Raw genomic sequence first — 24,189 nt, 5'->3', positions numbered from 1 at the left:
ATGGCGGCCATGGGCGATCTGGCGGGCCATGAGCGGCGGGGCACGCTCACTTGGCCGGGCCGCTCGGCCGTGCTGGGCCTGGTCGCCGCGGCGGCAGGCATCCGGCGCGACGACACCCAGGGCCTGGCTCGGCTTGAGCAGCTGCGCGTGGCCGTGGGCGTCATCGACGATGGCGTCCCGTTGCGCGACTATCACACGGTGGAGACCATTCCCACCGCGGCGGCGAAGCGCCCGGACAGCCGCCCGGTCGCCATCCTGGCCGCCGGGCGCGCCACCAACACCGCCATCACCCTGCGGGATTACCGCGTGGGCGTGGCCTATGCGGTGGCGCTCTGGGGCGCGCCGCTCGACGGCCTCGCCGAGGCGCTGACGCGGCCGGTCTTTGCGCTCTATCTGGGGCGCAAGTCCTGCCCGCTGTCGGCTCCGCCCGCGCCGCGCCGCGTGGACGCGGCAGGGCCGGTCATGGCGCTGGCGCACGCGCTTCTGCCGCCGTTCCGGCCCTTTGGCCGCATCCGGCTGGTGGCGTCGGACGAGCGGATCGCGGCGGACGATGTGGAAGACACGCGCAACGACGTGGCCATCGACCGGGGCAAATGGCATTTCGCGAGCCGCGCGGTTTACACGCATCGCCCGGCGCGCGGGGAGGATGAGGCATGACCCTCTATCTGTCGCGGCTTACCATTGCCCGCAATCCGACGGTGGCGGCGATCCGCGCGCTGATCGATCCCTTGCCCGCTCCGGCCCGAGGCGGCCTGCGGGATCCGGGGCAAGGGCGCATCATGGATGCCCACCATCGCCTGATCTGGTCGCTGTTTGGTGACACGTCGGAGCGCGCGCGCGATTTCCTCTGGCGCTCGGAAGGCAAGGGGCAGTTCCTCGTTCTTTCGCATCGGCCGCCTTCAGCCGATGGCGCCGGCTTGTTCAGTCCCCCGCAGACCAAGGCGTTCGCCCCGGATCTGCGAGAGGGCGATCGGCTGGCCTTCGTGCTGCGTGCCAATGCGACGCGGACCAGAAAGGACCCGACTGATCCACAGAAGCGGGGCGCGCGCGTCGATCTGGTGATGGACACCATCCATGCGCTGCCCTCCGGTCGCGCGTGCAACGCGCGGCGGGAGGCACGCATGAGCGCAGCCGAGGACGCCGGACGGCGCTGGCTGGAACAGCAGGGAGCCAAGGCAGGCTTCATCCTCGAACACTTGATTGTGGACGATTATTCCGTCGTGCCCCTGCCGGCCCAGGTCGGGCCGCGGCGGGGGCAAACGCAGTTCGGCGTCATGGATCTGGCCGGCCAGATTCGCGTGGGCGACCCCGCGCTCCTGCGCGCGGCATTGGCCCAGGGCTTTGGTCGCGCCAAGGCCTTCGGGTGCGGCCTTATGCTGATAAGGCGCGCGTGAGATGGCGGGGTCCGTTCCCGGCCTGCCGCCGCCCAAGCCGATCCCGCTCAAAGACCGGGCCTCACTGGTCTTTGTGGAGAAGGCGCAGCTCGACGTGCAGGACGGGGCCTTTGTGGCGGTCAATGCGGATGGCACGCGAACGCATATCCCTGTCGGAGGCCTGGCCGGCATCATGCTGGAGCCCGGCGCACGGATTTCCCATGCCGCCGTCTCGCTTGCGGCGCGGGTGGGAACGCTCATCACCTGGGTCGGCGAGGCGGGGGTTCGGCTCTACGCCGCCGGCCAGCCGGGCGGGGCTCGGGCCGACCGGCTGCTCTGGCAGGCCGCGATCGCACTCGATCCCGCCGCGCGGCTGCGGGTGGTGCGCAAGATGTACGAGATCCGGTTCGGCGAGGCGGCGCCCGAACGGCGCTCCATCGAGCAGTTGCGCGGCATCGAGGGGGCCCGGGTCCGCAAATCCTGCGAATTGTACCATCGGCCCCGGTCTTCGACCGGTGCCAAGTGGGTCCACTCAAGCGCCGCGCGGGTTTAACCAAAGGCCCATGAGTCAAGCTCATGGACCTTTGGTCTTACTCGCTCAGGCCCACGCGGTGCGATGGCAACGACGCCGGTACGACGTGGGCGACTGGGAGGCGAGCGACGTGCCGAACCGCTGCCTTTCCGCCGCGACCGCGTGCCTGCATGGGCTGACTGAAGCCGCGGTTCTGGCTGCGGGCTACGCGCCGGCAATCGGCTTTCTCCACACCGGGAAGCCGCTGTCCTTCGTCTACGACATCGCCGATCTCTGGAAGCTCGACACCGTGGTGCCGGAAGCGTTCCGCATCGCCGGCCTGCATGCCAAGGGCAAGCTGGAGATGGCGCCGGATCGCGCCGTGCGGCTGGCCTGCCGGGATGCCTTCCGGCGCTCTGGTCTGCTGGCCAAGATCATTCCGCAGATCGAGCAGGTGTTGGCGGCGGGTGAGCTTGCCCGCCTCGATCCGCCACCCGAGGCGCTCGGGCCGGCCTTTGACGATGGCGAACCATCGGGCGACGAGGGACACCGGGGATGATGGTCGTCGTCGTTTCCAACGCGCCGCCGCGCCTGCGCGGCCGCCTGGCGGCCTGGCTGCTGGAAGTGCGGGCGGGCGTCTATGTGGGGGACTATTCGGCCCGGACGCGGGAGCGGATCTGGGAGCAGGTGATCGCCTCTATCGAACAGGGCGATGCCGTGATGGTCTGGCGGGCGCCGACCGACCAGGGGTTCGACTTCGCCACGGCCGGGACAAACCGGCGAATGCCCGTCGATTTTGATGGGCTCAAGCTGGTCTCCTTCGCACCAAAGGAGTGAGCTTTCCGCACATGCGAAAATCCGGTAGCCGGACGGGCGCCGGAAATTCTAATCTGGATCAATCGTTTGCAATTGGTCTGTTCCCCGCATGCGCGGGGATGAACCGAGGCCCGGTGGGGACGGCGCAGGTGATCGTGACTGTTCCCCGCATGCGCGGGGATGAACCGAAAATCCAGACCGTCATGAACGGCGGTTTCGGCTGTTCCCCGCATGCGCGGGGATGAACCGCGCGACCATGCGGCGCGCGATGCGCTCGGGCTCTGTTCCCCGCATGCGCGGGGATGAACCGGATGTGATGGGCGCCCTTCGGCCCCGCGAGTTCTGTTCCCCGCATGCGCGGGGATGAACCGCAGCCGGCGGACAGCACCTTGACCGCCTTGGCCTGTTCCCCGCATGCGCGGGGATGAACCGCGTGTGCGTTATTATGGCACGGCATTCACTGTCTGCTGTTCCCCGCATGCGCGGGGATGAACCGTACACCGAGACCGTCACCGGGGCGTCGAAACCCTGTTCCCCGCATGCGCGGGGATGAACCGGACCGCCGCACCCGATTCAGGGCGGCGGTAGACTGTTCCCCGCATGCGCGGGGATGAACCGATCGATATTGCGAGCGCCGCCGAGACGGTTCCCTGTTCCCCGCATGCGCGGGGATGAACCGTCTGTCTCCGGAAATTGATGGTGGAGACATATCTGTTCCTCGCATGCGCGGGGATGAACCGGAGGGTGCGGGCGTCTTGGAACACGGATGTGGCTGTTCCCCGCATGCGCGGGGATGAACCGAGGGGTTTATGACGTTCCCCATCCACTTCATGCTGTTCCCCGCATGCGCGGGGATGAACCGCCGCCAATGGCCTGGTGGTGGACGGCATCGCCCTGTTCCCCGCATGCGCGGGGATGAACCGTCGGTCGATCCCGCAGCTGCCACGAGGTTGATCTGTTCCCCGCATGCGCGGGGATGAACCGGCGAAAGGCAAAAGCGAATGGCAAAGCCAAAACTGTTCCCCGCATGCGCGGGGATGAACCGCATGGTGGATCGCGACGCGCTACAGCTACGGACTGTTCCCCGCATGCGCGGGGATGAACCGATGCGCGCCGACATGGAGGCGCACATCAATGCCTGTTCCCCGCATGCGCGGGGATGAACCGCTACGGCTCCCGGCTGACGGCCGCGCCGCTTGCTGTTCCCCGCATGCGCGGGGATGAACCGGAAGGGTATGACGCAGGCCAAGGCCAAGCGCTCTGTTCCCCGCATGCGCGGGGATGAACCGGGTCAGGCTTTCCTCTGCTCGGCTCTCCGGATCTGTTCCCCACATGCGCGGGGATGAACCGGGATCAAGATTGTTTGGCCTTCAGCGGTCTCGCTGTTCCCCGCATGCGCGGGGATGAACCGCTCGGCGTGGAGATCGACCCGGCCGAGGAACTCTGTTCCCCGCATGCGCGGGGATGAACCGTATTGGGCCAAGGATGGCACCGCCAACATGCACTGTTCCCCGCATGCGCGGGGATGAACCGCCCAGTGTGGTTAATCTGATTTTCATGGCGCGCTGTTCCCCGCATGCGCGGGGATGAACCGTGAGTGAGAGACACCAGCCCGAGCCTAGCTGTCTGTTCCCCGCATGCGCGGGGATGAACCGGGTTTGTCTCTGTGAGCCTCGCTCAAACCGAACTGTTCCCCGCATGCGCGGGGATGAACCGATGGGCGGGGAAGAGGTGCTGGCGGCGCGGCTCTGTTCCCCGCATGCGCGGGGATGAACCGTATCCGCTCTATGCGGGGCGGTATGTCGAGTTCTGTTCCCCGCATGCGCGGGGATGAACCAGCTGAGGACCTCGACGCCGCCTTCAATCGTATCTGTTCCCCGCATGCGCGGGGATGAACCGCAGACCCGGGAGCGCACGGAGGCGCTGAGGCTCTGTTCCCCGCATGCGCGGGGATGAACCGGCAGGACGACGTGCCCGGTCTCCGGATCGGTCCTGTTCCCCGCATGCGCGGGGATGAACCGCTAACAGTGTAGCTCTGCGCCGTGACCGTGAACTGTTCCCCGCATGCGCGGGGATGAACCGGCCGACACCGCCGAGCAGGCGGCCCATAAGGGCTGTTCCCCGCATGCGCGGGGATGAACCGCTCGCGAGATCGCTCGGCGCGGCGCTGGGCAACTGTTCCCCGCATGCGCGGGGATGAACCGGTCCCGCCTGGACGCGCCGAGGCGTTGCCGTCCTGTTCCCCGCATGCGCGGGGATGAACCGCGGGCTCGCGCGCGCTGGTACGACCGCAAGGACTGTTCCCCGCATGCGCGGGGATGAACCGGCCGCGAGAATGGCCAGCCGCGCATCCCGCCCCTGTTCCCCGCATGCGCGGGGATGAACCGGACACCTTGGATGCGTGGGCGAGCCCCGGCCGCTGTTCCCCGCATGCGCGGGGATGAACCGGGCGTGCCCTACGGATACGCGGCTCTCGACGCCTGTTCCCCGCATGCGCGGGGATGAACCGTCATGCACGTCCTGGTCTACGGGCAGTCGCTCCTGTTCCCCGCATGCGCGGGGATGAACCGCACCCGGCCGGCAGCGGTGAGGATTTGATAGACTGTTCCCCGCATGCGCGGGGATGAACCGCAGCCTATCGACGCCACATTGACGGCTCTGGCCTGTTCCCCGCATGCGCGGGGATGAACCGCCGTCCATCGTGGACGAGTCAGCAGCAACGCCCTGTTCCCCGCATGCGCGGGGATGAACCGCAGATGGGCGCTCGTCTGGTTACGGGGTGGAGGCGTTCCGGTTGCCACCGTGCGCGCTCCGCGGGTTCTCTCCGGCCTCCGGCCCGGATCAAACAAGGGGCAGAATGAGGGGGTAGCGCCTGATCCCCGGCCAGCGCCACAATGGCCGCCTTCCTCCCACCCCCAACCCCTGCCACTTCGGGGAGGGGAGCGCCTTCTCACACGTCGCGAGAAATCCCATGTCGCTGACCTTCGCCATTGCCGACCTGCACGGCCGGGCCGACCTCCTGGAGGCGGCCCTGGCCGCCATCGAAGCGCGCGTGGCGAGCGGCACCGTTGTGTTCCTGGGCGACGATGTGGACCGGGGGCCGAAGAGCAAGCAGGTCATCGCGCGCCTGGTCGCCGGCCCGTCACAGGGCTGGGAATGGGTTTGCCTGCGCGGCAACCACGAGGAGATGATGCTGCGGGCGCTCACCGGCTGCGAGGCCGTGTTCATCGAGCGCAAGCTGTGGATGAGCAACGGGGGCGATGCGACGCTTCGGTCCTAGGGCGACTCTGCCGATTTCGTGCCCGATACCCATATCGATTGGCTGAAGGGTCTCCCCCTCATGCATGTGGACCTGCAGCGGGTCTATGTGCATGCGGCCGTCGACCCTTATCGTCCCCTCCACCGCCAGCGGGAAAGCACCCTGCTCTGGGCCCTCTATGGCGACGATGAACAGGGCGGGCACGGTGACTTCCATGTGGTTCATGGTCATCACCAGTTTGCCGACGGCCCGGTGCTGAAGACGCACCGCACCGATCTCGACACCTTCGCCTGGTCCACCGGCCGCCTCGTCGTTGGCGTGTTCGATGACGACACGCCGGGCGGGCCCGTCGATTTCATCGAGGTGATCGGGGAGCCCGCTCGGCAAGAAGAAGCTGAAGCGCGTGTGCTGCCGGCAGGCACCGCACGGGCACCCGAGCCGCGCTCATGAGGGCGGCGACGCCCGGATCGTCATCAACCACGAGGACGGAGCCGACCTCGCCCGGCTCCAGCCCCTCGACGACATCGCGCACGGCGCGGGCGCCGCCGCCGCGCCGCAGGTGTTTGAGCATAGCTGCAGCCTGTGGCGTTTCTTTCCGCGCCACCAGGGCGCCATAGGCGATCCCCGGCGCAGTCTCCACCCGCTGCACAGCGCCGCCGGCGCTCTCGATCCAGGAGAGGACCTCTCGCGCTTGGGGCGGACCCCTCTCCCAGCCGCGGGCTTCCCTCTCCACCAGGTCGGCAATGACAACCTGCCAGCCGGCAAACGTCGCCGCGTCCAGGGCGCCGGCCGCGGCGAGCTGACGGAGCACGCCACCGCTCGTCGGAATCAGCATGGTCCGTCCCGTGCTCAGAACGCCACCTCATCCGTTCCCTGACCACCAGGGACCTTGCCGGTCCGCTTGCGGCCGGCGCGCACCCGCTTCGGCAGCGCGTTCACGCTGATCGTGAGGCCGATGTCATCCTTCGACACGTCGAGCAGATCCGCCATGCGTCCTTGCTCGCCCAGGGTCAGGAACACCATCGCCAGCGTGCCGATGGACACACCGGGGTCCCCGCGCTCCAGACGCCGGATGGTGGCGACGTTGAACCGCCCCGTCCGCCAGCCGCTGCTGCGTGAAGCGCCGGCGCTTGCGCGCGATGGCGATGTCCTCGCCGAGCTTCACCAGCCCGGCCGCCGCCCGCAGGGAGGGGATGCGCGCCTTCTGTTTCATGGTGCAAATATGCACCATTAGAGTGCCATTAAGCCACAAACTTACTTGCTTATCCGAACGTCCGGCGGGGCGCTTCCTCGGCGATCCCCGCCACGCAGGTGTCCACGCCGAGGCGGCCAAGCCAGAACGACCAGGAGCGGGGCGAGAGCCAGCCCGGCTGCGCCAGGCGCATGATGTCGGCGAACTCAGCCGGCGGCAGCAGCGCCTCAAGCTTCTGGATGTCATCATAGGTGCCGAGGTTCATGATCTGCGCCATGGCGCGCTCGATCGCGTGCGGTACACCCTCCCGCGGCTTCCACCAGAGGTAGGGCTTCGCGATAGACCTGATTTCCGCGTCGTGGTGATACCATGCGCGTTGCACGTTTGCCTAATCTCCCGCCATGCGACTTCCCCTGTCCTTCCCCGGAAGCGGGATGATGGTGCGAGTCGCGCGAAGATCTCTACGGTGAACGCCAGCGCTTCCTTACGAGCCAACTGCGGTGAGCTGGCGGAGCATGACCGCCGTTATTCACAGGAATTTCGCATCTGCGTCAGCACTCTGCGCAGCAAAATTGCATACAATTTTCAACGATTTTTAATCGATAGGTATCGTTGAGGGATCGTTGGAAGTGTTCCTTCCGGATAAAATTGAGCGATACATTGTCGTGTTTGGACCAGTACTCAGTGTTTGACAGGAAACGTCGCTTCATAAAATTTGATATCTGATGGTGAATAGCATTTTCGCTACAAAATATTCATTGTCAGAGCGATGAGCTAATGCCGGAAGAAAATATGCACGAATCTGTGACTCTCATTACATCTCGATTTCGCAAGTTCTGTCGCCAGCATGATATCATGCGGCTGGTTCAATGTGTTTTGGCGGCGGGAATCCCGATGGATCGACTCGCAGGCGTCAAGATCACCGCCGAAGGGCCGGTGTTGCTATTGGGTGAGCTGTCCGCCGCTCCTGCGAACAGGATTGCAAACGAATGGGATGAGGTTCTGGAGGCGCGTAAATGACACGTTGCCCCCTTCCTAAATACGTCTCCGAATTTAAAGATAGGCACGGAAAGCTGCGAGTGCGCTTTCGCCGCAAAGGGTACGAGAGCTACTACTTCAAATCAATTCCCTGGACGCCTGACTTCATGCAGGAATACCAGGCTTGTCTTTCCGCACAAGCCGCGCCCGTTGTTCAGCCGGGGCTGGCTCGCTCATTGCCGGGCACGTTGAATGCCCTCATCGCCGCCTATTATGGGTCTCCGGAATTCACGGGTCGCGCGGAGAGCACCCAGGCGACATATCGCGGGATCATTGAGCGCTTCCGCGTCAAGCACGGCGAAAAGCGCGTGGCGACCATCGAGCGCAAGCACGTCAAGGCGATCATTGGCGCCATGCACGAGACGCCCGCCGCTGCGAACAATCTGCTGGATCGTCTTAAAGGCCTGTTTCGACTCGCCCTCGATATCCGCATGCGCTCGGATGATCCGACATCGGGCATCCGCGGCTTCAGCAACGAGACTGATGGGTTCCACACCTGGACTGAGGAAGAGATCGCGGCTTTCGGACAGCGTCACCCGATCGCGACCAAGCCTCACCTTGCTCTGGCTCTCATGCTCTACACCGGACAGCGGCGCAGCGATGCGGTCACGCTGGGGTGGCAGCATGTCGCCGGCAGCAAGATCAAGGTGCGTCAGATCAAGACGAAGGTTCGCCTCGCCATCCCGATGCATCCGATCTTACAGACGGTTATGGCCGGCAGGCCTCGCAACAACCTGACATTTCTGGTCACCGAGTATGGCAAGCCGTTCACCCCTGCCGGCTTTGGCAACTGGTTCCGAGATCGCTGTGACGAAGCTGGTTTGCCTCAATGCTCGGCGCACGGGCTGCGGAAGGCCGCTGCCCGCCGCATGGCCGAGGCCGGATGCAGCAATCAGCAGATCAAGGCCATCACGGGTCACAAGACAGACAAGGAGGTGTCGCGCTACACTGAGGCTGCGGATCAGGTGCGCTTGGCTGAACAAGCGATGGCCATGACCTATGGAATGGAGCAAGAACAAAAGCCTGTCTAACCGCTGCTGAAAGTTAGACAATTCCCCTTATAACCTATTGAAAATAAAGGGCGGGCGAATGTGGATGGCGGAGAGAGAGGGATTCGAACCCTCGATACGGTTGCCCGTATACACGCGTTCCAGGCGTGCGCCTTCAACCACTCGGCCACCTCTCCAGCCGCATGCGCGGGCGCATGTGGAACCGGATGAGCAGTCTGGGGATCGGGGGTGCCGATCACCTTCAGCTCCCGCCGCCCGTGAAGGACACGGCTGGCGGCTCTTCAAGGCTGTTTTCACCGAAACCGATGAAACATGCCGCGCCGGTTGATGCGCTGCACCCTGCAGAGGCGGCGGAATATACAGGCTCATCGTATCGGTGCAAGCGGCATTCTCAGGCTTTTCATGCGCTGTGCACAGGGTCTTCACCAGGCCGTCGTCCGGCGGCGCGGGCCCCGGGATCTGCCGCCGTCCACCGCGCGCCGGCATCATAACGACGCGGGGGCATGGCCGCCCCCGCATCCTGGCGATCAGTCGCGCAGCAGGTCGTTGATGGAGGTCTTGGAGCGGGTCTGGGCGTCCACGCGCTTGACGATGACCGCGCAGGAGAGCGAAGGCCCCGGCTGGCCATTGGGCAGCGGCTTACCCGGCAGGGTGCCCGGCACCACCACCGAATAGGCCGGCACCTCGCCCACGAACACCTCGCCGGTCTCGCGGTCGACGATCTTGGTGGAGGCGGAGATGAACACGCCCATGGACAGCACCGAGCCGGTGCGCACCACCACGCCTTCCACCACCTCGGAGCGGGCGCCGATGAAGCAGTCGTCCTCGATGATGACCGGGCCCGCCTGCAGCGGCTCCAGCACCCCGCCGATGCCCACGCCGCCGGACAGGTGCACGTTCCGGCCGATCTGCGCGCACGAGCCCACGGTGGCCCAGGTATCCACCATGGTGCCCTCGCCCACATGGGCGCCGAGATTCACGAACGAGGGCATGAGCACCACGTTGGGCGCGATGAAGGCGGAGCGGCGCACGATGGCGCCCGGCACCGCACGGAAGCCGGCGGCGCGGAAATCGGCCTCGGTCCAGGCCAGGAACTTGGAGGGCACCTTGTCCCACCAGCTGGCGCCGCCGGGGCCGCCGGCGATGGTGGCCATGTCGTTGAGGCGGAACGAGAGCAGCACCGCCTTCTTCAGCCACTGGTTCACCTGCCACTGGCCATCCGCCTGGCGCTCCGCCACCCGGGCCTGGCCGGCGTCGAGCAGGGCGAGCGCGGTGTCGACAGCGTCTCGCACCTCGCCCGTGGTGGAAAAGCCGATGTCGGCACGGCGCTCGAAGGCGGCGTCGATGATGGCTGCAAGCGAGGTCAGGTCGGTCGCGGATGCGGGCATGGGTCTTCCTTTGGGCCGGGGCGGTCCCGGCCGGTTCGATGACAAGGGGAAGCGGGAGGCGGGCTCAGCCGCGCTCTTTCACCGCCACGAACTTGAGCTTGGGCCACTCCTCGATGGCCCGGTCCAGCACCCATTGGCTGCGCGCCAGGTAGACCGGGGCGTCGTCGCGGTCGCGGGCGGTGGAGGAGCGGTTGGAATCGAGGAAGCGATCCACCTCGGTGCGCTCGCCGACGATCCAGCGGGCGGTGACGAACGACACCGTCTCGTAGCGGATCGGCACGCCGTATTCCTTCTCCAGCCGCGCCGCCAGCACCTCAAGCTGCAGCGGCCCCACCACGCCGACGATGGGGGCGGGGTCGGACACCGGCTTCAACACCTGCACCACCCCTTCCTCGGCCATGTCCTGCAGGGCCTTCAGGAGCTGCTTGGCCTTCATGGGGTCGGCCAGCAGCACCCGGCGCAGGATTTCGGGGGCGAAGTCGGGGAGCCCCTCGAAGCGGATGGTCTCGCCCTCGGACAGGGTGTCGCCCACCCGGAGCATGCCATGGTTGGGAATGCCGATGATGTCGCCGGCCACCGCCTCGTCCACCGTCTCGCGTTCCTGGGCGAAGAAGAAGATGGGGTTGGCGATGGCCATCTGCCGCTTCTCGCGGGCATTGTAGAGCTTCATGCCGCGCTTGAAGCGGCCCGAGCAGAGGCGCACGAAGGCCACCCGGTCGCGATGGTTCGGGTCCATGTTGGCCTGCACCTTGAACACGAAGCCGGAGACCATGTCTTCGGCCGGCTCCACGGAGCGGTCCTTGGCGGCGCGGGGCAGGGGGCTGGGCCCAACGCTGCCGAGGCCGGCGAGCAGCTCGGCGACACCGGCCTCCTTCAGCGCGCTGCCGAAATAGACCGGGGAGAGATGGCCCTCGCGGAAGGCCTCGAGATCGAACGGCGGCAGCACGCCCAGCGCCAGGGTGAGGCTCTCCACCGCCTCGGTGAGGATGCGCTCTTCCACGCCTTCCAGGCCGATCAGGTCCTCCGGCGTCTCGAACGGCACCTCGCGCACCAGCGGCCCGCCCCGCTCGGTGGCGAGCAGGGCGCGCCTGGCGTGGATGTCGATGAGGCCGCGGAAGTCCACGCCGAGGCCGATGGGCCAGGTGAGCGGGGTCAGGTCCAGGGCCAGGGTGGAGGAGACCTCGTCCATCAAAGCGATGGGGTCGAGGCCCTCGCGGTCCACCTTGTTGACGAAGGTGAAAATGGGGATGTCGCGCAGGCGGCAAACCTCGAACAGCTTGCGCGTCTGGCTCTCGATGCCCTTGGCGGCGTCGATCACCATCACCGCCGCGTCCACCGCCGAAAGGGTGCGGTAGGTGTCCTCGGAGAAGTCCGAGTGGCCCGGCGTGTCGAGCAGGTTGAAGACGATGCCGTCGCGCTCGAACGTCATCACCGAGGAGGTCACGGAAATGCCGCGCTGCTGCTCGATCTCCATCCAGTCGGAGCGGGTGCGCCGGCGCTCGCCGCGCGCCTTCACATGGCCGGCCATGCGGATGGCGCCGGAGGCGAGCAGCAGCTTTTCCGTGAGCGTCGTCTTGCCGGCATCCGGATGGGAGATGATGGCGAAGGTGCGCCGACGGGCATAGTCGGGCAGGTCGCCTGGCTTGGCGGCGGCGCACGCCGCACCGTGTTCTGTGGTCTCGAGCATGGCGGCTATATAATGTGAAACGCCGCGCCGATAAACGGCCAACACGGGGGAGCCCGACGGATGACGAGCGGAACAGCGCATCGAGGGGCGGGACCTGCCCGGAGCGGTGAGGCGGCGGGCGCGCCGGGCAGGGAGGGCGCCGGGCGGTGGCGCGGATCGCGCCCGGGGCCGGCGGCGACGCTCGTGCTGCTGGCGGTTCCGCTGCTGGCGTCGGGGCCGGCGGCGGCGCTGATGCCGCCCTATGTCTATGAGAACGCGCGCCGCGATGCCGCCAGTGTCATCGTGATCGAGGTCCGGACTGTGATGCCCCCGTCCACGCCGTTCGGCGCCTGCCGGGTGGAGGGCAGGGTGGCGAAGGTGGAACGCGGCGCCGCCTTCAAGCCGGGCGGCGCGGTGGCGCTGGCGGTGCCCTGTGTGCAGCCGGGCGCGCAGCCGCCGCTGGGCGGCACCATCTACCAGCCGGTACCGAGCCTGTCGGCCTCCCGGTATGGCCGGGCCTGGCTCGACGCGGCCGGGCAGATTGTGCAATCGCAATACCAGCAGCTGGAGCGCCTGCCCTGAGGCGCGCGGCCCCCGCCCTCGACGGCGCCTCGCGCGGGGCAGGAGCGGCATCGCGCCTCAACCCGGGGGCGTCCGTGGCGCCTGGCGCGCCGGCCGGCGCGGCACATGGTGTGGGGCGCGCCGGCTTTCGGGGCGGGCTGGGGCCGGTGGGCCGGCGCGCGATCCAGTCGCGGCCGCGCTTTTCCGCTGGGGTTCGCGCGAGTGTCCAAGCTCTTGATCGCGCGGCATGAAGCCGAAGGCCGGTCCACGCCGGGCGGCGCGGCCGAGAGGCTCTTTGCGCCGGTGTGCGCAAGACGTGCGAATTCACGTTGATGGAGAAACGCTTCAGAGACGTGCGGTCGCCCCACGCGCCGGCGCGTGGGGCGCGAAACCAGCGCGACGACGCGGGCCGCAACGGCCGCCCCACGCGCGGCGGCGTGGGGCAGACGAGGCGGGGCTGATCCGGGCGGGCGGGTGGCGCGTCCCGTTCGCGGGAGCATGATGTGCGCGCCGATCTGGCGGATGGGTTGGACGGGGCGGCGGCGCGTGTCGTCGCCCTGCGCGCGCATCCTTGCGCACGGCGTATCTTTGCACGCGGCGGAGGAGAGGCCAGGGCTATCGGGTGTCGGGACCGCGCGCGAGGCGGGCGCGAGGTTTTGCGTCCCGTCTCGCACACCCTGACACGTCCGCCACCGGCCTGCGGTCGGCGGGCCGGTGGCGGACGTGTCGGGCTGGGAGGCAGCTTTGGAAGCAGCCTTGCGGGCCGGGCGCCTGGGGCCGCCTGCGGGTCCTCAGTCCCCGGTGCCGGGCTCGGGCGAGAACAGGGGCTCCTTGCCGGGCTTGCCGTCCCATTCCTTGGCGTCGGGCGGGGCGTCGCGCTTGATGGTGATGTTGGGCCACACCTGGGCGTATTCGGCGTTCAGCGCCGCCCACTTTTCCAGGCCGGGCTCGGAATCCGGCTTGATGGCCTCGGCCGGGCATTCCGGCTCGCATACGCCGCAGTCGATGCACTCGTCGGGGTGAATGACGAGCATGTTCTCGCCCTCGTAGAAGCAATCCACGGGGCACACCGCGACACAATCCGTGTACTTGCAGCGGATGCAGTTCTCGGTGACGACGTAAGCCATGGCAATCCCTTTCGCGGCCTCGCGTAGCGCACCCGGGGGATGGGTGCAAGCGGGCGCTCGCCGCGCTCTTTTATTGCACTTCAGTTTTCGGTGATTTCATCGAAAAGCTCGGAGGCTGATGTAGCATCTCCGCGCCGTTCAGAAAAGCTCAAGACTCGCAGCACCCTGATGCGCTGCGTGAGGGCGATGGTGAGCACCTGTCCCGCGCGCACCCCCTGTCCCGGCGTGGTGACGCGCGCCCCGTCGAGGCGGACATGGCCGGCGCGGACCAGTTCCGCCGCATCGGCGCGGCTGCGCACCACCCGGGCATGCCAGATCCACAGGTCTAGCCGCTGCCGGTCGGCGGCCGGCTCCGCCGCGCCGGTGTCCGCCGCCCGTTCACGTTTGCTTGAAGCGTGAGCGGGCGAGGCGGCTTTGGAGGGGCGCGTCTTTCTCACGCGTGCCGTGGTGCCGGCCCTGGCGGGCGCCAGCCGGCGGTCACTTGCCCTTCTTGTCCGCGTCCATGCGCGCCTTGAGGGCGGCGAGGGCGGCGAACGGGCTGTCGGGGTCCACCGGCTTGTCGCGGCGGCGCTCCGTGTGGGGCGGGCGGTGCTCGGGGCGGGGGCCGCGATTGTCCTCGCGCGGTCCGCGCTGCGGGCGATCGCCCCGGGGCGGACGCGGCGCGCGCTCGCCCTCGGCGGGCGGGGCCTCGGCGGCGGCGGCCGGCTCGGCACGGTCGGGCCGGCGATGGCCGGGCCCGCCCTCACGGCGGTCGTCGCGGCGCTCGCCCCCCCGGCGGTGCCCCTCCTTGCGCTCGCCGTCCTTGCCGCCGAAGCGCTGGCCCTCGCGCTGGGGACGATCGCGGCGCGGCGCGCCCGGCGGGCGGCCCGGCCGCCACACCTCGATCATCTCCGGCTCGGCGGGCACGCCCTCCACGACCTCGGATCCGCCCGGCGCGGCCGGGGCGTCCACCTCCGCAGCGACTTCTGCGGCGGTGGGGTCGCCGCTGGCGTCGAGCGCCGCGACGGCGGCCTCCGCCTCCACGAGCTCCTCTGTCGGCGCCGGCTCGGCGTCAGCCAGGGGAATCGCGACAGGGATCGCGACGGGCTCGGCGGCATCGGACGAGGCGCCGGATTCGGCCGCCTCCGGCGTGCCGGCGACGGTGTCGATCTCGACGATGTCGATGGCGACGGTCGCGTCGGTCGGATCGTCGTGCCCGTGCGTCTCCTCGATGTCGGCGGGGGTGTCGAACAGCAGGTCGGCTTCGATGGCGCCCTCGGGGACGGGGGCAAGCTCAGCCGGGGCAGCTGCCACCGGGGCCGGGGCCTCGGGCGGCGGCGGGCGGCGCTCCATGCGATAGCCCAGCGACTTCAGGATGGAGGCGAAATCCTCCCCCGAGCAGCCGGCAAGCGAGGTCATGCCCACGGTCACGGTGAAGCCACGCCCGTCCACGGCTCCGGCGGGCTTGGGCCCGGGCGAGGCGGGACGCCAGTCCAGCGCCGGACGGATCAGGTCCGCGAGGCGTTCCAGGATGTCCACGCGCACCGCCCGCTCGCCGCACACGCGGAAGCCGACGGCCCGGTAGAGGCCCTTCTGGATCTCGTGGTCCACCGGGATGGAGGTGCGCCCGGACGCCGCCAGGTGCGGCAATTCGTCGAGGCCCTTCTGGGCGAGACCCCCATGCTTCAGCGCATAGAGCTCGGCCGCCAGGGCGCGGGGCGCGGGCTTCAGCAGCGCCGGCAGGTAGATATGGTGGGCGCCGAATCGCACGCCGTAGCCGCGCAGGGTGGCGCGGGCCGCCTGCTCCAGGCTCTTCATGTCCTCGGCGACGCGTGCGCGCTCCAGCACGCCGAGCGATTCGACGATCTGGAAGGCGATGCCGCGGGCGATGCCGGTGACATCCTCCGCCGCCTGCAGCTTCAGGAGCGCCCCGAGCAGCTTGTCGATGTGGGCGGTGATCCACAGGGCGATGCGCGCGTCCACCTGGTCGCGGGCGGGGCCGCTCAAGTGCTCGTCGGCGATGATCTTGAAGCGCGGCTTCAACACCTCGTCGCCGGGAATGAGCTTGGCCACGGCCTCGCCGGTCCAGCGCACGGTGCCGTCGGCGGTGAGCACGAACGCCTCGTCCACCGCCTGCGAGAGGCGGTTGGCGCGGGATTCGATCTCTCCGGCCAGCGCCTGCTGGGCGGCGGCGCGCAGCGCCTTGGCCTCCTCTCCGCCGGCGGTCGGTTCCGCCTGGAACTGGAAGCCGTGGAGGTGGCCGATCACGTGTCCTTCGACGGTGACGTCGCCGGTCTTGCTGATTTCAGTTTCGAGCATCTTTTTCTCTCGCAGGCGCCGCATGAGCACGCTGGTCCGTCGATCCACGAAACGCTGGGCCAGCCTTTCGTGCAGCGCGTCGGACAGCTTGTCTTCGACCCCTCTCGTGACGCCTTGCCAGTGCTCCGGATCCTTGAGCCAGTCGGGCCGGTTGGCCACGAAGGTGAGTGTCCTCACCTGCGCAATCCGGCTCGACAACGTGTCGATGTCGCCTTCTGGGCGATCGGTCAAGGCGATTTGACGTTTGAACCACTCATCGGGGATGTAGCCGCCGCCTTCCACATGCCCGAACAGGGTGGCGACCAGCTCCGCATGGGCGCCCGGCGACACCTTGCGATAGTCGGGCACCTGGCACACCTCCCACAGCCGCTCCACCTGGGCGGGGGTGGTGGCGCGGGCCGCCAGCTCCATGTCACGGCTCAGGATTTCGAGCACGGCGACGTCGTCGGCGGTGGGCGCGCGGGTCAGCCCGTCCTCGCGCGGGGGCTGCGACAAAGAGGCCATCAGGCCGCGCAGGGAGGAGAAGTCGAGGACCGCGTTGCGCCATTGCAACACCTTCGCGGTGTCGAACGCATGGTCCTCCAGGCGCTCCACCAGTTCCTGGTCGAATGGCGGGCAGCGGCCGGTGGTGCCGAAGCTGCCGTCGCGCAGCGCCCGCCCGGCGCGCCCGGCGATCTGCGCCATCTCGGAGGGGTTGAGGCGGCGGAACTGCCAGCCGTCGAACTTGCGGTCCGAGGCGAAGGCCACGTGGTCCACGTCCAGGTTGAGGCCCATGCCGATGGCGTCGGTGGCCACCAGATAGTCCACGTCGCCGGACTGGTAGAGCTCCACCTGGGCGTTGCGGGTGCGCGGCGAGAGCGCCCCCATCACCACCGCCGCCCCGCCGCGCTGGCGGCGGATGAACTCGGCGATGGCATAGACCTCCTCCGCCGAGAAGGCGACGATGGCCGAGCGGCGCGGCAGGCGCGAGATCTTCCGCTCGCCGGCGAAGGTGAGGGTGGACAGGCGCGGGCGCATCATCACCGTGACGCCCGGCAGCAGCTTCTCGATCAGCGGCCGCATGGTGGCGGCGCCGAGCAGCAAGGTTTCGTGGCGGCCGCGCCGGTTCAGCATGCGGTCGGTGAAGACGTGGCCGCGGTCGAGGTCGGTGGCGAGCTGGATCTCGTCGATGGCCACGAACGCCACGTCGAGATCGCGCGGCATCGCCTCCACCGTGGAGACCCAGTAGCGGGTGCGCTTGGGCTTGATCTTCTCCTCGCCGGTGACGAGGGCGACCGTGTCGGTCCCCACCTTCTCGACGATGCGCTGGTAGACCTCGCGCGCCAGCAGGCGCAGCGGCAGGCCGATGATGCCGCTTTCGTGGCCCAGCATGCGCTCGATGGCGAGATGGGTCTTGCCGGTATTGGTGGGGCCGAGGATGGCGCTCACCCCCCGCGCCCGCACGGTGCGCGGCAAAACGGCCCATTGGGTGACATCGTCCATCGGCGTCGGCTTCGTCCGCTCTCGTGTGGGGGATCTGTATCATATCGGGCCGCAAGGGCGAGGCCGAAAGGTGTGGATGGGCGATCGCGGAACGAATCATCGACAAAACACGCGCGAATCGCGTCGTGCCGGTGCGTCCCGTTCCGTTCCGCCGAAGCCGTCCCTCCCGGTTGCCCGCCCTTGTGGGGGAGGGCGAGGCTGCGTAAAGCTCTAGGCCGGTTCCACCGCCCCGATGGCGAGAAGGAGGCTTCCATGCCACTGTCCCAGGCCACGGTCGATCCGGAAGAGGTCGCCCGCTTCGATGCGCTCGGCGCGGAATGGTGGAACGAGAAGGGCAAGATGGCCCCGCTCCACGCCATGAATCCGGCGCGGCTCACCTTCCTGCGGTCTGCGTTGGTGCGCCATTTCGGCCGGGACGAGGCCGCGCTGCGTCCGCTCCACGGCCTGCGCGTGCTCGACATCGGCTGCGGCGGCGGGCTGCTCAGCGAGCCCCTGTCGCGCATGGGGGCCCAGGTGACCGGCGTTGACCCCGCGCCCGGCAACATCGAGGTGGCCCGCGCCCACGGCCGCGCCGCCGGCCTCGACATCGAATACCTGCCCTCCACGGCGGAGGAGCTGGCCGCGCGCGGCGCCCGCTTCAATGCAGTGGTGGCGCTGGAGGTGGTGGAGCACGTGGCGGACGTCGCCCTGTTCGTGCGCACCGCCGGGCAACTGGTGGACGAGGGCGGGGTGCTCGTCCTGTCCACCTTGAACCGCACCGCCAAGAGCTTCGCTTTGGCCATCGTGGGCGCCGAATACGTGCTGCGCTGGCTGCCGCCGGGCACCCACACCTGGGAGAAGTTCATCACCCCGGACGAGCTCGAGGCGACGCTGGCGGCGGCGGGCTACACGCCGACCCAGAAGATCGGCCTCGCCTACAATCCGCTGACCCGGGAGTTCAAGCTGTCGCCCGATCTCGGCGTGAACTATTTCGTGGTGGCGACGCGCGCCTGAAGCGCGCGGGCCGGTCAAACGGCGCGGCGGAACAGGCCGGCGCCGTGCTCCGGGCGGGCGGCGTGGAGCATCATCAGCTCGCCCACGTTCTCCGGAGTAAGCAGCCCGACCAGCCGTCCCTCGCCGTCGAGCACGCCCACCGCCGGCGCCTGGGCGGCGGTGAGGAGCTTCAGGGCCGCGTCCAGGCGGGCGCGTGCGTCCACGGTGGGAATGTCCCGGCGCATCACCTCGGCCACGGGTGTCCGCGGGCCGTCGTCCTTCAGGGCGCCGATCATGGCGTCGCGGGTCAGCACCCCGCGCAGGTGCCCGGCGCCATCCACCACCGGGAATTCGCGCTGGGTGGTGCGGATGAGGGCGTCGGCCGCGTCGTCCACGGTGGACCCGGGCCCCAGCGTCTCGAAATGGGTGATCATGGCATCGGCGACGCTCAGCCCGCGCGAGGCCTCCTTCAGCTGGGCCTGCCCGGCCTCTCCCGAGGCCGCGAGGAACACGAACACGCCGATGATCATCAGCATGGGATTGAAGAAGATCCCGGCCAGCCCGAAGGCGATGGCGAGGCCCTGGCCGATGCTGGCGGCCAGGGCGGTGGCCCGGCCGAAGCCCATGCGCATGGCCAGCAGCGCCCGCAGCACCCGCCCGCCGTCCATGGGAAAGGCGGGAATGAGATTGAACACCACCAGGAAGATGTTGGCCCCGGCCAGCTTCACCAGCATGGAGGTGCCGGGGTCCTCGATCCTGGACAGGTCGTCCACCGGCGCGCCGGCGCCGAGCACCAGCAGCAGCGCCGCCGCGATGACCACGTTCACCAGCGGCCCGGCCACCGCCACCACCAGCTCCTCCGAGGGCTTCTCGGGAATCCGCTCCAGGCTGGCGATGCCGCCGAACGGCCACAGGGTGATGTCGGGGGTCTTGACCCCGTAGTGGCGGGCCGCGACCACATGGCCCAGCTCGTGCAGCAGCACGCAGGCGAACAGCAGGGCGACGAACAGCACCCCCTGCCAGGCCGCCTCGGCGCCGCCGGCGCGATAATAGGCGGCCCAGATCCACACCAGGAACAGCAGGAAGGTGACGTGGATGCGAATGGCGGTCTCGCCGAGGCGGCCGATGGTCAAGGACCAGGGCATGGGGCTTCTCCGAACGGGCCCGCCACACTAGGCCCGCCGGCGGGCCGCGCAACAGGGCGCCCTCCGGTCGCGGAAAGCAATTGAATATAAGGTCACCTTATTATAAGGCTATATATGAAATGGCGGACACACCCCTTGGCTTTCTGCTGGTCGACGCCGCGCGCCTTTATCGGGCGCGCATCGACCGCGCCTTCACCCACGCCGGCCTTGGCCTGACCGCCGGGGAGGCGCGCACCCTTGCCTACGCGGACCTTCATCCCGGCCTGAAGCAGAGTGCGCTGGCGGTGAAGATGAACGTGGAGCCCATGACGCTGGTGGGCTTCCTCGACGCCCTGGAGACGCGGGGCCTGGTGGCGCGCGAGACCGACCCGAAGGACCGCCGGGCCAAGATCGTGCGCCTGACTCCGGCGGCGGCGCCCTATCTCGCCGCGGTCCAGTCGGCGGCGGCGGTGGCGCGGGGGGATGCGCTGGCCGGCTTCACTGCCGACGATCAGGCCGTGCTCCGCGATCTGCTGGTGCGCATCCGCGACACTCTCGCCCGGAGCCGGGAGGAGAGCTGCAGGGACGACGGGGACCGGGACGAGAAATAAGGACACGCCATGAAGCCCGCCGAGTTCCAAGCCCCGCCGCCACCCGCGCCGATCCCGATGATGTCGCAGGTGCGGGTCGCCGTGATCGGCGCCTTGATGGTGATGCTCGGCCCCATCAGCCTCGCCATGTACACCCCGGCGATGCCCACCCTGGTCACCGCGTTCGACACCACGCCGGCGGCGGTCAAGATGACGCTGACGGTATTCTTTCTCGGCTTCGCCTTCTCGCAACTGGTGTGCGGGCCGCTGTCAGACGCCTTCGGGCGGCGGCCGGTGGCGCTCGGCTTCTTCTCCGTCTACCTGCTGGGCTCGCTGGTGGCCACCTGGGCGCCCTCCATGGGCTGGCTCATCGTCGGGCGCGGGCTCCAGGGCATCGGCTGCGCCGCCGGCATCGCCATCTCGCGGGCCATCGTGCGCGACCAGTATGCGGGGCCGGCGTCGGCCCACATCATGAACCTCATCGGCACCATGCTGGCCATCGGCCCGGCGGTCTCGCCCACCCTGGGCGGCCTCATCCTGGGGCTCGCCGGCTGGCACATGATCTTCATGGGCATGGCGGCCTACGGCGTGGTGCTGGTGGTGCTGCTCGCCTTCTTCGTGCCCGAGACCAACCGCGCCCGCGATGCCGCCCTGGCGGCCCCGCTCGGCATCGCCCGCAGCTATGCGCAACTCCTCGCCGACCGCACCTTCATGCGCGCCAGTCTGGTGCTCGGCGGCGGGCTCGGGGCGATCTACACGCTGTCGGCGCTGCTGCCGTTCGTGCTGATCCAGCAGGTGGGGCTTTCGCCGACGGAATTCGGCCTCGCCATGCTGGTGCAGACCGGCTCGTTCCTGTTCGGCACCCTGGTGGCCGGGCGTCTGCTGAAGCGCATGAGCGCCATGGCGATCGTGCCGGTTGGCCTGGCGCTGGTGGCGGCCGGCGCGGTGGGCTTCGGCGTCGGCTTGCGGCTGCTGCCGACGGTGCCGGCGACGGTGATGGCGCCGGTGGGCCTGTGGGCCTGCGGCATCGCCATGCTGCTGCCGGGCTGCACCACCGCGGCGCTGGCGGGCTTTCCCCGCATCGCCGGGGCGGCCTCGGCGCTGATGGGCTTCATGCAGATCGGCGGCGGCTTCCTCGGCACGGTGGTGGCGGTGCTGTTTCCCTCGCCGCTCGGGGCGCTCGCCACGCTGGTGCCGGCCATGGCCCTGGTGGCCCTCGGCGGCCATGTGCTGCTGCGGCCCCGCCGCGCCGGGGGGCCCGCGGACGCCGGGACGGTGGAGGCGACCGACCTGGAGCTGGCCGCCGACCCGCTGGGCGTGGTCGGCGCCGCCGGCGACGAGATCGAGGCCGAGACCTACGCCCGACGGAATTAGTCCGCGCGCGAGCCCTCCGAATTCCCGGTTGACCGACCTCGGGAGGTCGTGATCAATCTCCCGCGGCCGCGCGGCGGCCTGGGGTGGGGGAGATTCAAATGAAGTTCGCGGGACTTGTCCTGGCGGCGCTCATGGCGCTGCCGGCATCGGCGCACGCGCAGACGGTGAGCTATGCCGAGGCCGCCGGCCTGCTGGCGCAGCATTGCGGCGGCGACATCATGAGCCACTGCCGCGGCGTGAATCTGGGCAGCGGCGCCATCCAGCAGTGCCTCGTCGCCCATCAGGCCCAGCTTTCGCCGGCCTGCGCCGCCAATCACGATTCCATCCGCCAGCTGACCGAGGCCCGCGCCGCCGCCCAGAAGGCGGTCTATGCGGCGTGCGACCGCGACCGGGCCGAGTTCTGCGCCGGCGTCGTGCCCGGCGACGGCAACCTCGTCTCCTGCCTCGTCGAGGCATCCAAGGTGGTGAGCCAGACCTGCACCGCCGCCCTCACCAATGCCGGCTATCGCTGAACCGCGCCGGGAACGAGCAGGAGATCGGCATCATGAGCTTCACGCGTCTCACCCTCGGTGTCGCCGCCGCGCTGTGCGCCGGCGCCGCGCTGGCCCTCGGCGCGTCGGCGCCGGCCGCCGCCCAGGTCTTCACCCCCAACGCGCAGATCGTCCAGGGGCTCGTCAGCTCCGTGGATGACGTGCCCGGCGTGTCGGCCGAGGCGCTGCGCAATCTGGCCGTGGCGCACATGCAGTACCAGGGCCCGCCGGAGAGCCGGCCGCCGCTGGCGCTGCAGCTCGACAACCTCGCCCAGATCAACGTGGAGATCGAGTTCGACCTGAACTCGGCCATGGTGAAGCCGTCGTCCTACCGGACCCTGGGCTCCATCGCCGATGCCATGCACAATCCGGTGCTGCTGGGCTACAAATTCCTGGTGGTGGGCAATACCGACGCCACCGGCACCCGCGACTACAATCTGAAGCTCAGCCAGGAGCGGGCCGACGCCATCGCCCAGGCGCTGACCACCACCTTCCGGGTGGACCCGCGCCGCATCCAGGCCGTGGGCGTCGGCGAGGAAGCACTGCAGGATCCCAAGCACCCCGACGCGGCGATCAATCGCCGGGTGCAGATCTTCAACATCGGCCGCGCCGGCCCGCTGCCGCAATAGGCCCGTGCTCCGCGTGGCACCGCCAGCCGGCCAAGCCGGCGGTGCCACGCGGGGGCGCGGGACGCTGCGCGGCCGGTGTCTTATCCGCCCTTCCGCACGGTCTTCCGTTCGGCTTTGGCTGGCGCCGCTGACGGGGCCTTCGCCGAGGCCTTGTCGGGCCGGGTGGTGCTCGCGGGCCTGTCGCTCGCGGGCCTGTCGTTCGCGGGCTTGGGCGCGAGCCTGGGCAAGGTCTTGGCGGGTGCCTTGGGCGAGGTCTCTGTCGGTGCCTTGGCGCCCGCCTTGGTCGCGGTCCGGGGTGTTTCAGCCGTGGCTTTCACCGCCGGCCGGGCCGCTGCGACGGGCGTGGCCCTGGCGGTCGCGCTCTTGACGGTCGCGCCCGTGGCGGTGGCGCTTGTAGCAGCGGTGCTTGTAGCAGTAGTGCTTGTAGCAGTAGCGCTCTTGGCGGTCGTTGCCGCCTTGGGGACCTTCGTGGTCTTCGTGGCCTTGGCGGGCACGTCCGCTGGTGTCGTTGCCGCGCGCGCGGGTGTCTCCTGAAGCGGTGCCGTGTCGGGTGCCGCCATCGGCGGGCTCTTCGTGGCGGTCTTCGTGGCGGTCTTCTTGGCGGTCTTTCGCGCCGGGGCGGGGATGGCGGCGGCCGCTGCGTCGGCGCTGTTGTCGTCCGCCTTCGCGGCGCCCGTGCGAACCGCCGGTTCGAGGTTCGCGTCGCCGCCCCCGGCCGTGGCGCCTTTACCCGTGGTGCCTTCATTCTCGGCGCGGGCGGCCTTGGCCGGCGCCGCGGCCTTGGGGGTCGGGGCGTCGGCGGCGGCGGCCTTCACCGGCCGGGCCATGGGCGCGGTGGGCGCGGGCGCCGATTTCCCCTTCCTCTCCTCCCGGGGCCTGTCCGCCGCCTGGGTCAGGCACGACGCGGCCAGCTTCCGGATCTCGTCGTGGGTGATGCTGCCGGGGTCCTTGAGCGCCTTCGCGGCGATCTTGCTGACCGCGGCGCCGGTCACTTCCGTCTTCGCCATTCTCGCCTCCACATCTGGCCGCGGGCGAAGCATTCGCGAATCGGTCTTCCGCCAGCATCCCATTGATCTTGTGGAACAACCTCGCTGTGAATAACGCAAGTTTCGTGTAAAACGTAGCCGGCGGAAGATCGTGCCGGGGCCGGCGGCGGGCGAAAATAAGCTATCGATTTCAATATATTGACGCTGAGCGACCGCGCTTCGCGGTGGGGAAATTCCTTTCGCTGTGTCCTTTCTGCAACGGC

Annotated in this window: 25 protein-coding genes, 1 tRNA gene and 1 CRISPR repeat array; of the genes, 15 read left to right on the top strand and 11 right to left on the bottom strand. The window is 69.0% G+C overall.

All coding sequences use genetic code 11. The annotated features are described in order from the left end of the window. The first annotated feature begins 9 nt into the window (after positions 1–9). The 7 genes from cas5e (at position 10) to V5F53_RS11995 (ending at position 6,409) form a co-directional block, all read left to right on the top strand. Positions 10–657: a type I-E CRISPR-associated protein Cas5/CasD gene (gene cas5e, locus V5F53_RS12025; RefSeq protein ID WP_509212303.1), complete on the top strand. Its 648-nt coding sequence runs from the start codon at positions 10–12 to the stop codon at positions 655–657. Further along, entirely contained in the window at positions 654–1,394 is a 741-nt protein-coding gene (cas6e, locus tag V5F53_RS12020) for a type I-E CRISPR-associated protein Cas6/Cse3/CasE (protein ID WP_393997560.1), read from the top strand. The genes cas5e and cas6e overlap by 4 nt, the downstream gene beginning before the upstream one ends. A 1-nt stretch (position 1,395) precedes the next feature. Then, positions 1,396–1,926 carry a CRISPR-associated endonuclease Cas1 gene (locus tag V5F53_RS12015; protein ID WP_393997561.1) on the top strand — a complete coding sequence of 177 codons (531 nt, stop codon included), beginning with the start codon at positions 1,396–1,398 and terminating at the stop codon, positions 1,924–1,926. Between the two features lie 85 nt (positions 1,927–2,011). Further along, complete coding sequence (locus V5F53_RS12010; RefSeq protein ID WP_393997562.1) at positions 2,012–2,443, top strand: CRISPR-associated endonuclease Cas1; 432 nt, start codon at positions 2,012–2,014, stop codon at positions 2,441–2,443. After that, the gene (gene cas2e / locus V5F53_RS12005) at positions 2,440–2,721 is read left to right on the top strand and encodes a type I-E CRISPR-associated endoribonuclease Cas2e (RefSeq protein ID WP_393997563.1); all 282 of its coding nucleotides are present in this window, start codon (positions 2,440–2,442) and stop codon (positions 2,719–2,721) included. Before V5F53_RS12010 ends, cas2e begins: the two co-directional genes overlap by 4 nt. A gap of 77 nt (positions 2,722–2,798) precedes the next feature. Further along, positions 2,799–5,453: a CRISPR direct-repeat array (repeat unit 29 nt; unit sequence CTGTTCCCCGCATGCGCGGGGATGAACCG). A 218-nt stretch (positions 5,454–5,671) separates the two neighbouring features. After that, positions 5,672–5,980, top strand: a complete 309-nt coding sequence (locus V5F53_RS12000; RefSeq protein WP_393997564.1) for a metallophosphoesterase — start codon at positions 5,672–5,674, stop codon at positions 5,978–5,980. 18 nt (positions 5,981–5,998) lie between these two features. After that, the gene (locus V5F53_RS11995) at positions 5,999–6,409 is read left to right on the top strand and encodes a hypothetical protein (RefSeq protein WP_509212300.1); all 411 of its coding nucleotides are present in this window, start codon (positions 5,999–6,001) and stop codon (positions 6,407–6,409) included. Here V5F53_RS11995 and V5F53_RS11990 read toward each other — a convergent pair. The 3 genes from V5F53_RS11990 to V5F53_RS11980 all read right to left on the bottom strand — a co-directional run bounded on the left by V5F53_RS11990 (position 6,315) and on the right by V5F53_RS11980 (position 7,428). Then, positions 6,315–6,794 carry a hypothetical protein gene (locus V5F53_RS11990; protein ID WP_393997566.1) on the bottom strand — a complete coding sequence of 160 codons (480 nt, stop codon included), beginning with the start codon at positions 6,792–6,794 and terminating at the stop codon, positions 6,315–6,317. The two genes, V5F53_RS11995 and V5F53_RS11990, sit on opposite strands and share 95 nt — an antisense overlap. A gap of 14 nt (positions 6,795–6,808) precedes the next feature. After that, positions 6,809–7,003, bottom strand: a complete 195-nt coding sequence (locus V5F53_RS11985) for a hypothetical protein (protein ID WP_393997567.1) — start codon at positions 7,001–7,003, stop codon at positions 6,809–6,811. A 218-nt stretch (positions 7,004–7,221) separates the two neighbouring features. After that, positions 7,222–7,428, bottom strand: coding sequence for a hypothetical protein (locus V5F53_RS11980; RefSeq protein WP_393997568.1), 207 nt, complete (start codon positions 7,426–7,428; stop codon positions 7,222–7,224). Between the two features lie 500 nt (positions 7,429–7,928). Between V5F53_RS11980 and V5F53_RS11975 the strand changes: the two genes are divergently transcribed. Both V5F53_RS11975 and V5F53_RS11970 read left to right on the top strand, forming a co-directional pair. Next, a complete protein-coding gene (locus V5F53_RS11975) occupies positions 7,929–8,171 on the top strand; it encodes a hypothetical protein (protein WP_393997569.1) in 243 nt (80 codons plus the stop codon). Between the two features lie 59 nt (positions 8,172–8,230). Continuing rightward, complete coding sequence (locus tag V5F53_RS11970; RefSeq protein WP_509212297.1) at positions 8,231–9,220, top strand: tyrosine-type recombinase/integrase; 990 nt, start codon at positions 8,231–8,233, stop codon at positions 9,218–9,220. Between the two features lie 65 nt (positions 9,221–9,285). Here the strand turns inward: V5F53_RS11970 and V5F53_RS11965 are convergent. From V5F53_RS11965 to V5F53_RS11955, 3 genes are all read right to left on the bottom strand, one after another. After that, positions 9,286–9,375 (bottom strand) — tRNA-Ser (locus V5F53_RS11965). A 351-nt stretch (positions 9,376–9,726) separates the two neighbouring features. Next, on the bottom strand, positions 9,727–10,587 hold the full coding sequence (gene dapD, locus V5F53_RS11960) for a 2,3,4,5-tetrahydropyridine-2,6-dicarboxylate N-succinyltransferase (RefSeq protein ID WP_393997571.1): 861 nt from the start codon (positions 10,585–10,587) through the stop codon (positions 9,727–9,729). A 64-nt stretch (positions 10,588–10,651) separates the two neighbouring features. After that, a complete protein-coding gene (locus V5F53_RS11955) occupies positions 10,652–12,274 on the bottom strand; it encodes a peptide chain release factor 3 (protein ID WP_393997572.1) in 1,623 nt (540 codons plus the stop codon). 183 nt (positions 12,275–12,457) lie between these two features. On the opposite strand from V5F53_RS11955, the gene V5F53_RS11950 reads away from it, so the two are divergent. After that, a complete protein-coding gene (locus V5F53_RS11950) occupies positions 12,458–12,835 on the top strand; it encodes a hypothetical protein (RefSeq protein WP_393997573.1) in 378 nt (125 codons plus the stop codon). Between the two features lie 770 nt (positions 12,836–13,605). On the opposite strand, the gene fdxA is transcribed toward V5F53_RS11950, so the two are convergent. The 3 genes from fdxA to V5F53_RS11935 form a co-directional block, all read right to left on the bottom strand. Next, positions 13,606–13,941: a ferredoxin FdxA gene (fdxA, locus tag V5F53_RS11945; protein ID WP_393997574.1), complete on the bottom strand. Its 336-nt coding sequence runs from the start codon at positions 13,939–13,941 to the stop codon at positions 13,606–13,608. A gap of 80 nt (positions 13,942–14,021) precedes the next feature. Beyond that, positions 14,022–14,264 carry a S4 domain-containing protein gene (locus V5F53_RS11940; RefSeq protein ID WP_393997690.1) on the bottom strand — a complete coding sequence of 81 codons (243 nt, stop codon included), beginning with the start codon at positions 14,262–14,264 and terminating at the stop codon, positions 14,022–14,024. Between the two features lie 154 nt (positions 14,265–14,418). Further along, complete coding sequence (locus V5F53_RS11935) at positions 14,419–17,721, bottom strand: helicase-related protein (protein WP_393997575.1); 3,303 nt, start codon at positions 17,719–17,721, stop codon at positions 14,419–14,421. 252 nt (positions 17,722–17,973) lie between these two features. Here V5F53_RS11935 and ubiG point away from each other — a divergent pair, with 252 nt between their 5' ends. Continuing rightward, positions 17,974–18,714 (top strand): bifunctional 2-polyprenyl-6-hydroxyphenol methylase/3-demethylubiquinol 3-O-methyltransferase UbiG, encoded by a 741-nt coding sequence (ubiG, locus tag V5F53_RS11930; protein ID WP_393997576.1) that lies wholly within the window; start codon positions 17,974–17,976, stop codon positions 18,712–18,714. A gap of 14 nt (positions 18,715–18,728) precedes the next feature. On the opposite strand, the gene V5F53_RS11925 is transcribed toward ubiG, so the two are convergent. Then, positions 18,729–19,838 (bottom strand): site-2 protease family protein, encoded by a 1,110-nt coding sequence (locus V5F53_RS11925; RefSeq protein WP_393997577.1) that lies wholly within the window; start codon positions 19,836–19,838, stop codon positions 18,729–18,731. 119 nt (positions 19,839–19,957) lie between these two features. On the opposite strand from V5F53_RS11925, the gene V5F53_RS11920 reads away from it, so the two are divergent. The 4 genes from V5F53_RS11920 (at position 19,958) to V5F53_RS11905 (ending at position 22,940) form a co-directional block, all read left to right on the top strand. Further along, positions 19,958–20,428, top strand: a complete 471-nt coding sequence (locus V5F53_RS11920; protein WP_393997578.1) for a MarR family winged helix-turn-helix transcriptional regulator — start codon at positions 19,958–19,960, stop codon at positions 20,426–20,428. Between the two features lie 9 nt (positions 20,429–20,437). Further along, a complete protein-coding gene (locus V5F53_RS11915; protein WP_393997579.1) occupies positions 20,438–21,781 on the top strand; it encodes a multidrug effflux MFS transporter in 1,344 nt (447 codons plus the stop codon). Between the two features lie 98 nt (positions 21,782–21,879). Next, positions 21,880–22,293 (top strand): hypothetical protein, encoded by a 414-nt coding sequence (locus V5F53_RS11910; RefSeq protein WP_393997580.1) that lies wholly within the window; start codon positions 21,880–21,882, stop codon positions 22,291–22,293. Positions 22,294–22,325: 32 nt separating this feature from the next. Next, complete coding sequence (locus V5F53_RS11905; RefSeq protein WP_393997581.1) at positions 22,326–22,940, top strand: OmpA family protein; 615 nt, start codon at positions 22,326–22,328, stop codon at positions 22,938–22,940. 80 nt (positions 22,941–23,020) lie between these two features. On the opposite strand, the gene V5F53_RS11900 is transcribed toward V5F53_RS11905, so the two are convergent. Continuing rightward, a complete protein-coding gene (locus V5F53_RS11900; RefSeq protein ID WP_393997582.1) occupies positions 23,021–23,947 on the bottom strand; it encodes a hypothetical protein in 927 nt (308 codons plus the stop codon). Positions 23,948–24,189: the final 242 nt, after the last annotated feature.

Source organism: Xanthobacter cornucopiae, assembly GCF_043195065.2.
In the GTDB taxonomy this organism is placed as follows: Bacteria; Pseudomonadota; Alphaproteobacteria; order Rhizobiales; family Xanthobacteraceae; genus Xanthobacter.
The sequence above is the reverse complement of the archived record's forward strand: the minus strand, read 5'-3'. Positions and strand labels throughout refer to the sequence as shown.

Bases quoted from the DNA above. Each gene is read 5' to 3' on its own strand.
- V5F53_RS11905 (WP_393997581.1), top strand. From the start codon at position 22,326: ATGAGCTTCACGCGTCTCACCCTCGGTGTCGCCGCCGCGCTGTGCGCC.
- fdxA (WP_393997574.1), bottom strand. From the start codon at position 13,941: ATGGCTTACGTCGTCACCGAGAACTGCATCCGCTGCAAGTACACGGAT.
- V5F53_RS11920 (WP_393997578.1), top strand. From the start codon at position 19,958: ATGGCGGACACACCCCTTGGCTTTCTGCTGGTCGACGCCGCGCGCCTT.
- V5F53_RS11955 (WP_393997572.1), bottom strand. From the start codon at position 12,274: ATGCTCGAGACCACAGAACACGGTGCGGCGTGCGCCGCCGCCAAGCCA.
- V5F53_RS12000 (WP_393997564.1), top strand. From the start codon at position 5,672: ATGTCGCTGACCTTCGCCATTGCCGACCTGCACGGCCGGGCCGACCTC.
- V5F53_RS11915 (WP_393997579.1), top strand. From the start codon at position 20,438: ATGAAGCCCGCCGAGTTCCAAGCCCCGCCGCCACCCGCGCCGATCCCG.
- dapD (WP_393997571.1), bottom strand. From the start codon at position 10,587: ATGCCCGCATCCGCGACCGACCTGACCTCGCTTGCAGCCATCATCGAC.
- V5F53_RS11925 (WP_393997577.1), bottom strand. From the start codon at position 19,838: ATGCCCTGGTCCTTGACCATCGGCCGCCTCGGCGAGACCGCCATTCGC.
- V5F53_RS11990 (WP_393997566.1), bottom strand. From the start codon at position 6,794: ATGCTGATTCCGACGAGCGGTGGCGTGCTCCGTCAGCTCGCCGCGGCC.
- V5F53_RS11975 (WP_393997569.1), top strand. From the start codon at position 7,929: ATGCCGGAAGAAAATATGCACGAATCTGTGACTCTCATTACATCTCGA.
- V5F53_RS11980 (WP_393997568.1), bottom strand. From the start codon at position 7,428: ATGGCGCAGATCATGAACCTCGGCACCTATGATGACATCCAGAAGCTT.
- ubiG (WP_393997576.1), top strand. From the start codon at position 17,974: ATGCCACTGTCCCAGGCCACGGTCGATCCGGAAGAGGTCGCCCGCTTC.
- cas2e (WP_393997563.1), top strand. From the start codon at position 2,440: ATGATGGTCGTCGTCGTTTCCAACGCGCCGCCGCGCCTGCGCGGCCGC.
- cas5e (WP_509212303.1), top strand. From the start codon at position 10: ATGGGCGATCTGGCGGGCCATGAGCGGCGGGGCACGCTCACTTGGCCG.
- V5F53_RS11935 (WP_393997575.1), bottom strand. From the start codon at position 17,721: ATGGACGATGTCACCCAATGGGCCGTTTTGCCGCGCACCGTGCGGGCG.
- cas6e (WP_393997560.1), top strand. From the start codon at position 654: ATGACCCTCTATCTGTCGCGGCTTACCATTGCCCGCAATCCGACGGTG.
- V5F53_RS11900 (WP_393997582.1), bottom strand. From the start codon at position 23,947: ATGGCGAAGACGGAAGTGACCGGCGCCGCGGTCAGCAAGATCGCCGCG.
- V5F53_RS11910 (WP_393997580.1), top strand. From the start codon at position 21,880: ATGAAGTTCGCGGGACTTGTCCTGGCGGCGCTCATGGCGCTGCCGGCA.
- V5F53_RS12015 (WP_393997561.1), top strand. From the start codon at position 1,396: ATGGCGGGGTCCGTTCCCGGCCTGCCGCCGCCCAAGCCGATCCCGCTC.